Source organism: Streptomyces sp. SID5910 (assembly GCF_009862125.1).
GTDB lineage: Bacteria > Actinomycetota > Actinomycetes > Streptomycetales > Streptomycetaceae > Streptomyces.
The window spans coordinates 1-9,478 of sequence record NZ_WWHX01000957.1 but is presented as its reverse complement, the minus strand read 5'-3'; the positions used below and the strand labels follow the sequence as shown (position 1 = coordinate 9,478).

Sequence of the window (9,478 nt, the reverse complement as noted above, 5' to 3'; positions counted from 1 at the left end):
TCCCGGTCGGGGGCGGCGAGATGGTGGACGGCGATGTCGACCGGAGCACTGCCCGCGCGGTCGGCGACGATCTCCTCCAGGCGGGCGATCGCCTTCGACGCCGTGCGCACCTTCTCCAGCGGCTCGATCCGGCCCCCGCCCAGCTGGAGCAGCGGCTTCACCGCGAGCGCGGAACCGAACAGCGCCTGCGCCGCCCCGATCCGGCCCCCGCGGCGCAGATAGTCGAGGGTGTCGACGTAGAAGTAAGCGGCCGTCCCCGCGGCCCGTTTCTCCGCCGCCGTGACCGCTTCGTCCACCGTGCCGCCCGACTCCGCCGCCCCGGCCGCGGCGAGGGCGCAGAAGCCGAGGGCCATCGCGATCATCCCGGTGTCCACGACCCGCACCGGGACCGGCGCCTCGCGCGCGGCGACGACGGCGGCGTCGTAGGTGCCGGAGAGCTCGGCGGACAGGTGGAGGGAGACGATGCCGTCGGCACCCGACTCGGCGATCTTCCGGTAGGTCTCGGCGAAGAGTCCGGGGCTGGGGCGCGAGGTGGTGACCGGGCGCCGCTTCTGGAGCGCCTGGGCCAGCGAGCGGGTCGAGATCTCGGTGCCCTCCTCCAGGGCCCGGTCTCCCAGGACCACCGTCAGGGGTACCGCGGTGATGCCGTGCCGTTCCATCGTCCGGGCCGGGAGGTAGGCCGTTGAATCCGTGACGATCGCGACATGGCGGGACATGAGCTGGAGGTTACCTGGCGTAGTGCCCGTCGGGCAGACCGGCCCCGACGACCGGGCGAACGCGAGGTGACACCCAGAAGGCGACGACCCCGCTCAGGCCGTGTTCTCCGGCCGGGCCTGCTTCTGCCAGGGGTGCACGGGCCGCGGGCCGGGCGGGGTGATGGCGGGCCGCGCCGGCTCCCGGGCCTCGTCCTGTCCCGGCGGCTCGGGCCAGCTCTGCCGGGCGGCCGGGGCGTCGGCCTCCGGAGCCTCGGGCCAGGACTGCGGCGCGGCGGCGGGCTCACTCCGCGTCCAGTGCCGCAGGGCACCGGACTCGACGTCGATCTGGGCGCTGAGCGAGTCCAGGTCGTCGTCCGCGAAGTGGCGGGCGCGGTCGCGGGCCGCCCAGCGCAGGGACTCCGCGGACCGGGTGATGCGCTCCGTGCGCTCGCGCAGCGTGGGCAGGCGCTCGGCCAGCGTCGCGCGGTCGGGCTCGGCCTCCAGGCGCCTGAGCTCCCCGTCCAGTTCGAAGCCGTGGGCGCTGAGCCGCTCGAACAGGGCTAGGGACTCCTTCAGGGACTCGTCCTCGGCGACGCCCGCGTGCAGCGCGTCCTGCGTGGCCCGCATCGACGTGCGCAGCGTGAGCCGCAGCTGCGCGAGCTCCGCCGCCGGGCCCACCTGGACGAAGGACTTGGCGCGCAGGGTGTGGTCCTCGACCGTGCGGCGGGCCTGGGTGATGCCGCGGTCCACGGTGCGCTTGGCGGCGCCGACCGCCTTCACGGTGGCGTAGACGCCCAGCACGACGGCGAGCAGGAAGAGCACGGCGAAGACTGTGATCACTGCTTCCACGAAGCTCCTCCTCGGACCGTACGGCCGCCCACCGGGCAGGCCGCGGCGCCCACCGCGCCGCTCTTCCACGGTAAACGCAGCGGGCAGGCCCGGGGTTCCATCAGAACCCCGAACCTGCCCGTAGGGGACTACCCCGAGCCCCCAGCCGCGCAGCAGCCGGTGGTCACGCCGGGACGATGTTCACCAGCTTCGGCGCCCGCACGATGACCTTGCGGATCCCGGCGCCGTCCAGCGCGGCCACGACCTTCTCGTCGGCCAGCGCCGCCTTCTCCAGCTCCTCGTCGGAGATGGCCGGGGCGACCTCCAGCCGGGCCTTGACCTTGCCCTTGATCTGCACGACGCAGGTCACCGTCTCGTCCACGACGTACGCCGGGTCGGCGACCGGGAAGTCCTGGTGGACCACCGAGTCGGTGTGGCCCAGCCGGCGCCACAGCTCCTCGGCGACGTGCGGGGCCAGCGGCGCCACCATCAGCACCAGCGGCTCGGCGACGGAGCGGGCGACCGGGCCGCCCGACTTCGTCAGGTGGTTGTTCAGCTCGGTGACCTTGGCGATGGCGGTGTTGAACCGCATGCCCTCCAGGTCCTGGCGGACCCCGTCGATCGCCTTGTGCAGCGCCCGCAGCGTGTCCTCGTCGGGCTCGGCGTCGGCGACCGTCACCTCGCCGCTGTCCTCGTCGACGACATTGCGCCACAGCCGCTGGAGCAGCCGGAACTGGCCCACCACCGCGCGCGTGTCCCACGGCCGGGAGACGTCCAGCGGGCCCATCGCCATCTCGTACAGGCGCAGCGTGTCGGCACCGTACTCGGCGCAGATCTCGTCCGGGGTGACCGCGTTCTTCAGGGACTTGCCCATCTTGCCCAGCAGCCGGGAGACCTTCTCGCCCTGGTACCAGTAGGCGCCGTCGCGCTCCTCGACCTCGGCGGCGGGCACCGCGATGCCGCGGCTGTCCCGGTAGACGTAGGCCTGGATCATGCCCTGGTTGAACAGCTTGTGGAACGGCTCGGCGGAGGAGACGTACCCCAGGTCGAACAGGACCTTGGACCAGAAGCGCGCGTACAGCAGGTGCAGCACGGCGTGCTCGGCGCCGCCGACGTACAGGTCGACGCCGCCGTGCGGCAGGCCCTCGCGCGGGCCCATCCAGTACTGCTCGATCTCCGGGTCGACCAGCTGCCGGTCGTTGTGCGGGTCCAGGTAGCGCAGCTCGTACCAGCAGGAGCCGGCCCAGTTGGGCATGGTGTTGGTCTCGCGCCGGTACTTCTTCGGGCCGTCACCCAGGTCCAGGGTGACGTTGACCCAGTCCTCGTTGCGCGACAGCGGCGTCTCGGGGCGGGTGTCGGCGTCGTCCGGGTCGAAGGTGCGCGGGGAGTAGTCCTCGACCTCGGGCAGCTCCAGCGGCAGCATCGACTCGGGCAGCGGGTGGGCGATGCCGTCCTCGTCGTAGACGATCGGGAAGGGCTCGCCCCAGTAGCGCTGGCGGCTGAACAGCCAGTCGCGCAGCCGGAAGTTGACGGTGCCCTCGCCCGTGCCGGTGCGCTCCAGCCACTCGGTGATGCGCGCCTTGGCGTCGACGACGCCCAGGCCGTCCAGGGAGATCTCGTCGTTCGAGGAGTTGATGATCTTCGCGTCGTAGGAGGCGAAGGCGTCCTCCCACGTCGAGGTGTCGGTGCCCCGGCCGTCGGTCGGCTCGACGATGCAGGTGATCGGCAGCTCGAAGGCGCGGGCGAACTCGAAGTCGCGCTGGTCACCGGCGGGCACGGCCATGATCGCGCCGGTGCCGTAGCCCATCAGGACGTAGTCGGCGATGAAGACCGGGACCCGCACGCCGTTGACCGGGTTGGTCGCGTACGCGCCGATGAAGACGCCGGTCTTGTCCTTGGCCTCGGCCTGGCGCTCGACGTCCGACTTGGCGGCGGCCTGCGCGCGGTAGGCGGCGACGGCCTCGGCGGGCGTCGCGTGACCGCCGGTCCACACGTCGTGGGTGCCCTCGGGCCAGGCGGCCGGGGTGAACTTCTCGACCAGCGGGTGCTCGGGCGCCAGCACCATGTAGGTCGCGCCGAACAGGGTGTCGGGGCGGGTGGTGAAGACGGTGATGCGCTCGCCGTCGATGGGGAAGTCGACGCGGGCGCCCTCGGAGCGGCCGATCCAGTTGCGCTGCTGCAACTTGATGGCCTCGGGCCAGTCCAGCGCGTCCAGGTCGTCCAGCAGCCGGTCGGCGTAGGCGGTGATGCGCATGTTCCACTGGCGCAGCTTGGACTTGAAGACGGGGAAGTTGCCGCGCTCGGAGCGGCCGTCGGCGGTGACCTCCTCGTTGGCCAGCACGGTGCCCAGGCCGGGGCACCAGTTGACGGGCGCGTCGGAGGCGTAGGCCAGGCGGTACTCGCCCAGGACGTCGGCGCGCTCGGCCTCGGTCAGCTCGTTCCAGGAGCGGCCGCCGGGCAGCGTGCGCTCACCGGCGGCGAACTGCGCGACCAGCTCGGCGATCGGGCGGGCCTTCCCCGCCTCCGCGTCGTACCAGGAGTTGAAGATCTGCAGGAAGATCCACTGGGTCCACTTGTAGTACTCGGGGTCGATCGTGGCGAACGACCGCCGCTTGTCGTGGCCCAGGCCCAGCCGGCGCAGCTGGACCTTCATGTTCTCCATGTTGGCCTCGGTGGACACGCGCGGGTGCGTGCCGGTCTGCACGGCGTACTGCTCGGCGGGCAGGCCGAAGGCGTCGAAGCCCAGGGTGTGCAGGACGTTGTGGCCGGTCATCCGCTGGAAGCGGGCGAAGACGTCGGTCGCGATGTAGCCCAGGGGGTGGCCGACGTGCAGGCCAGCACCGGAGGGGTACGGGAACATGTCCATGATGAACTTCTTGGGCTTGGCGACCAGCTCCGGGTCGCCCGCCAGGTCACCCTTGGGGTTCGGCGCGGCGTACGTCCCCTCGGCGTCCCAGAAGTCCTGCCAGCGTGCCTCGATCTCGGCGGCCATGGCAGCCGTGTAGCGGTGCGGCGCGGTGTCCGCCGACACGGGGGCGGTCGCCGCGGGGTTCGTCTCGCTCATGATCCTCAAAGCTCCATCGATCGTCTCTGCCAGCGGCTGCGACATCCATGACCAGCGGCTGCGATGCCGGGAAATGAAAAATCCCCTCGCACAGGAGGGGACGCCGCGCCGATTCCGGCCACCGGACTGTGACCGGGGTCGGGACTGATCAGCGCGGCTCGCTAAGCAGAAGGCGTACGGCACGCATGGCGTCAGGGTACCGCAGACGCCGATCGGGCCGCGACGGGCTTCCCGGGACCCCGGAATCGCGCCGGGATGGGCGCGAAACCTGAACCAAGGTCAAAGGTTACTTCGCGTAACGACCACTAAGGGGCATCACAACGGGCGCATTGTCATTTGATAACAACGCAATAACTCAAACCTCATACTGATGAGTACAGCGCGACTTAGAGTGCGGCTGCGGGACCGCCTTCCCGAACCGCTTCGGAGTTGCCCCCATGAACCCTCCCCTGCACGACCCCCGCAGTAACCCTCCGTCCCCCTCCCCCGTCGCCGTGACGCGCGGAGGTGTGCCGCGGTGACGAACGACAGCACGGCGGACGACACCTTCGCCCAATTCCTCAACTTCGGCGCCGGCGTCCTCTCCCTCGTCTTCCTGAGCTGCTCGGTGATCTGGGGACTGGTCGCCCAGGACCGGATCGTCCTCGACGCGCGCCGGCGGATCCTGGCCCAGGCGGTGCACCGGAGCACCGCCGTCGCCTCGATCGTGTTCCTCGTGATCCACATCGTGGTCAAGCTGCTCCTTGACCACACCACCTGGGTCGCCGCGGTGATCCCGTTCGGGCTGCTGGCGACGGAGGACGAGGAGTTCGGCGGCAGGGCCTTCCTGATCGGCCTCGGCACCCTGGCCAGCATGCTCATGATCTTCGTGGGCGTCACCGGCGCCCTGCGCAACCGCTTCGCCTCCCCCGCCCCGGTGGCCGCCCGCTGGCGGGCCATGCACATGCTGGCCTACCCGGCCTGGTGCGCCGCCCTGCTGCACGGGCTCTACGCGGGTCGCGCGGCGAAGCCCGTCTTCATGGTCCTCTACGGCCTCTCGCTGCTCGGCGTCATGGCCGCCCTGGCACTGCGCGCGGCCCCCGGCCGGGTCAAGCGCCGGGTCGCCGAGAAGATCACCGGGTTCCTCGGCACGGACGGCCGGGCGGCCCGGGAGGAGCCGGCGGAGTTCCGGACCCGGGCGACGGCCGGCGCCGCACTGCCGGGCCAGGAGGGCCGCGAGGCCCCCTCACCGCGAGGCCCGTCCACGCCGCGAGGCCCGTCCACGCCGCGGGGTCCGTCCGCGCCGCTGTACGAGCCCGCGGAACGCCTCGCTCCGCCGCCCCAGGAGCCGCCGAACGGCTTCGCCGCGGCCTACCGTGCCGTCTCCGGCCCCTCCCGGGCACGGCAGCGGCCGCTGACCGCCGACCGGACCGTCTCCGCCGAGCTGCCGACGGACCTGCGGCCCACCGAGGCGATGCCCCTGATCGACAGCGGCGCGAGCACCTCGGGCAGCTGGCCGGTCCCGTCCCCGCCCCCGGTCGGCGAGGCGCCCCCGTCGGCCTACGACCCCCTCCAGGACACCGGACACACCATCCCGGCCTACGGCAATCCGGGCGCGTCCGGCTACGGCGGGAGTGACGTGTACGACACCGGTGAGACAAACGGCCCCTACGGCACGTACTACCCGCACGACACGTACAACAGCGGTCCCGCCACTGAACCAGCCCCCGGTGCGTCCTCCAGGTCCCGCGACTTCGACGCACCGGGTTCGGGCGAACCTTGGAACACGCCTTCCGGAGGCACTTGGTGAACGAGGCCCTGCCCGACGTCCCCGAAGTCCGCGTGGTCGGTCTTCCCCAGCTCACGTCGGGCTTCGACCTTGTCGAAAGACTGGATCTGCCCATGCACCTCAAGGTGCACGGGCCGCTCGAACCCTTGGGCGGCGAACAGCTCGCCCAGCTCGCCGAACGCATCAACCTCAGGGGCCGCGGCGGCGCGGGCTTCCCCTTCCACAAGAAGCTGCGCTCGGTCGCCGAAGCGGCGATCAAGCGCGGGGTGCGGCCGGTCGTCGTCGTCAACGGCAGCGAGGACGAACCGGCCTGCCGCAAGGACACGGTGCTGATCAACCGCGCCCCGCACCTGATCCTGGACGGCGCGCTGCTGTGCGCCGAGGCCATGGGCGCCCGCACCCTGGTCATCGGGGTCACCCGGGAGTCCACGCAGCGCTCCATGGAGGCCGCCCTCGCCGAGCGCGGCCTGAGCAACGGGCGCCGCTCCGCCCTGCGCGCCCGCGTGCAGCGCAACCCGGTGCGCATGGTCACCGGCGCGGCGGCCTCCCTGATCCGCTCGATCGACGGCGGCCCGGCGATCCCGCCCGGCCGCAAGGTCAGCGCGTCCCGCAGCGGCGTCGGCGGCGCCCCGACGCTGCTGTCCAACGCGGAGACCTTCGCCCAGCTCGCCATCGCCGCCCGCATCGGCCCCGAGCGCTACGGCAACACCGGCCTGTACGACGAGCCGGGCACCGTCATGCTCACCGTCTCCGGCGCGGTGGCCCGCCCGATGGTGATCGAGGTGCCCACCGGCGTGCCGCTGCGCTACGTCCTCCAGCTGGCCGGCGCCCCACCGGTGCCGCAGGGCGTGCTGACCGGCGGCTACCACGGCAAGTGGATCGACGCGGCGACCGTCGACGAGGCGATCGTCTCCCGCAACTCGCTCCAGCAGGTGGGCGGCTCGCTCGGCGCGGGCGCGATCCTGCCGATCGGTCAGGACACCTGCCCGCTGGGCGAGTCGCTGCGGGTCGCCCAGTGGCTGGCGCAGGAGAGCGCGGGCCAGTGCGGCCCCTGCTACCTGGGCCTGCCGGCCGCGGCGCGCGGCATGGAGGACATCCTGAACGGCGGCGGACCGGCCGCCCTGGAGGCGCTCAAGCAGGTCGCCCGCAACGTCAAGCGGCGCGGCGCCTGTTCGCACCCGGACGGCTCGGCGATGTTCCTGGAGTCGACCGTCAAGGCGTTCACGGACGACCTCGCCGCCCATGTCCTCGGCAACGGCTGCGGACGGCCCGTGGAGGGCGTCCTGCCGCTCTTCGAGGGCGGCATGTCCCCGACGGGCGTCCCGGGCGGCGGCGGGGAGGAGAACGGCCCCAGCCGCCAGAAGATCTACGTCGACTGGACGCTGTGCCGGGGCCACGGCCTGTGCGCGGACCTCCTCCCGGAGGTCTTCGAGCTCGGCGCCGACGGTTTCCCGACGGTGGCGCAGGCGGACGTGCCGCGGTTCGCGGAGGCCAAGGCGGTGCGGGCGGTGCGCCGCTGCCCGGCGCTCGCCCTGCGCATCGAGGAGGACACCCGGGGGCAGGCGCCGTCGACGCGCGCCAATCTGCCGGTGCTCTCCCAGGGCCGGGGCCGCCGGGCGCTCGGACGCTGAACGGGAGCCGGACACGAAGAAACCCCCCGGATCGATGATCCGGGGGGTTTTCCTGTGGAGCTAAGGAGAATTGAACTCCTGACCTCCTGCATGCCATGCAGGCGCTCTACCAACTGAGCTATAGCCCCTTGTTCCTGCGATCCGCCCGGTTTCCCCGGCGGCGACGCCAACATTACACGGTCCACCGGGCCCAACACCAAATCGTTTCCCGTTTGCCCGTTTCGCCCTCTTGTGGCGGTCGTTACGCCTGGTCGGCCGCTACGCCGTCACGAACGAGTAGAACCGTTTGAGGGTGCAGTGCTCCTCCAGGAGCCGGCCGTAGATCGGCTCGCCCTCGAGTTCGCGGTACGTCTCGATCGGGTCGCCTTTTATGATCAGCGCCCGCGCGCACTCCTCGCACCAGTACTGGTAGTCCGGGTTGACCGGCTCCATGTCCCGCACGATGGGGGTGCCGCTGCCGCACCAGTCGCACTTCCGCCTGTGTGCACCCATCGGTCAGCTCCAGCTGTGGCCGCAGGCCGTGCACACGTAGGAGATGCCACCGTTGTCACCGAGGACCTGGGCGACGTGCGCGGAACCGCAGGAAGGGCAGCTGAGACGGGTGACCGTGTTCCGTGCCACCGCTCCGCCGAGGAGGTGACCGACCTCCTCGTGGATGCTCGCAGGCATCGCCACTCCCTCCCGTCGGGCCGCGGTCCCCTTCCGGCCGTTTGATTCTGCCACGACCGGGCCGACACGGTCAGCGACGCCTCGGTACCGGTCCGGACACGGAGCCCTCGCGGGGCCTCACCGACGTATACGCCCGTGGGGGCGCGGTTGCTCAACCGCGGACGCAACGAAAAATCCCGCCCCCCGAGGGGGACGGGATTCGTCCGTGGGCTGTGGAGCTAAGGAGAATTGAACTCCTGACCTCCTGCATGCCATGCAGGCGCTCTACCAACTGAGCTATAGCCCCTTGCTGCCACTCGGCGCTGCCGTGTGGTGTTTCGCCCCGCTCGGCGGGGCGAACAAGAAGAACTTTAGCCTGCGACCTGCCGGAAAGTGAAATCCGGGTCCCGGGGCCGCCGGCGGCGGCTCGGCAGCCGGCTCAGTCGTCGTCGCCGAGCACCGGTTCCGGCAGGGTGCCGGCGTTGTGCTCCAGCAGACGCCAGCCGCGGGCGCCCTCGCCCAGGACGGACCAGCAGCAGTTGGTCAGGCCGCCCAGGCTCTCCCAGCTGTGCGGTTCCAGCCCGAGGAGGCGTCCGATGGTGGTGCGGATGGTGCCGCCGTGGCTGACCACGACGAGGGTGCCGTCCTCGGGGAGCTTGTCGGCGTGCCGGAGCACCACGGGGGCGGCGCGGTCGGCCACCTCGGTCTCCAGCTCACCGCCGCCGCGGCGGACGGGCTCGCCGCGCTTCCACGCCGCGTACTCCTCGCCGTACCGGGCGATGATCTCCTCGTGCGTCAGGCCCTGCCAGACGCCCGCGTAGGTCTCCCGCAGGCCCTCCTCCGA

At 71.7% G+C, this 9,478-nt stretch carries 8 protein-coding genes and 2 tRNA genes; 2 read left to right on the top strand and 8 right to left on the bottom strand.

Annotated elements, in window-relative coordinates; all coding sequences use genetic code 11:
• The 3 genes from GTW67_RS34000 to leuS form a co-directional block, all read right to left on the bottom strand.
• The coding region (locus GTW67_RS34000) for a DegV family protein (RefSeq protein WP_161168583.1) at positions 1 to 716 on the bottom strand (716 nt) is incomplete at its 3' end.
• A gap of 93 nt (positions 717 to 809) precedes the next feature.
• Entirely contained in the window at positions 810 to 1,544 is a 735-nt protein-coding gene (locus tag GTW67_RS33995) for a hypothetical protein (protein ID WP_161168582.1), read from the bottom strand.
• Positions 1,545 to 1,707: 163 nt separating this feature from the next.
• Positions 1,708 to 4,587, bottom strand: coding sequence for a leucine--tRNA ligase (leuS, locus tag GTW67_RS33990; protein WP_161168581.1), 2,880 nt, complete (start codon positions 4,585 to 4,587; stop codon positions 1,708 to 1,710).
• Between the two features lie 517 nt (positions 4,588 to 5,104).
• Here leuS and GTW67_RS33985 point away from each other — a divergent pair.
• Entirely contained in the window at positions 5,105 to 6,376 is a 1,272-nt protein-coding gene (locus GTW67_RS33985; RefSeq protein WP_161168580.1) for a ferric reductase-like transmembrane domain-containing protein, read from the top strand.
• The gene (locus tag GTW67_RS33980) at positions 6,373 to 7,986 is read left to right on the top strand and encodes an NADH-ubiquinone oxidoreductase-F iron-sulfur binding region domain-containing protein (RefSeq protein WP_161168579.1); all 1,614 of its coding nucleotides are present in this window, start codon (positions 6,373 to 6,375) and stop codon (positions 7,984 to 7,986) included. The genes GTW67_RS33985 and GTW67_RS33980 overlap by 4 nt, the downstream gene beginning before the upstream one ends.
• Before the next feature lie 55 nt (positions 7,987 to 8,041).
• On the opposite strand, the gene GTW67_RS33975 is transcribed toward GTW67_RS33980, so the two are convergent.
• The 5 genes from GTW67_RS33975 to GTW67_RS33960 all read right to left on the bottom strand — a co-directional run.
• Positions 8,042 to 8,114 (bottom strand) — tRNA-Ala (locus tag GTW67_RS33975).
• A gap of 130 nt (positions 8,115 to 8,244) precedes the next feature.
• The gene (locus tag GTW67_RS33970) at positions 8,245 to 8,478 is read right to left on the bottom strand and encodes a hypothetical protein (protein ID WP_003976229.1); all 234 of its coding nucleotides are present in this window, start codon (positions 8,476 to 8,478) and stop codon (positions 8,245 to 8,247) included.
• Between the two features lie 3 nt (positions 8,479 to 8,481).
• A complete protein-coding gene (locus tag GTW67_RS37265; protein ID WP_202438065.1) occupies positions 8,482 to 8,655 on the bottom strand; it encodes a hypothetical protein in 174 nt (57 codons plus the stop codon).
• Between the two features lie 213 nt (positions 8,656 to 8,868).
• Positions 8,869 to 8,941 (bottom strand) — tRNA-Ala (locus GTW67_RS33965).
• Between the two features lie 132 nt (positions 8,942 to 9,073).
• Positions 9,074 to 9,478: histidine phosphatase family protein (locus GTW67_RS33960; protein WP_161168578.1), on the bottom strand; the 405-nt coding region annotated here is incomplete at its 5' end.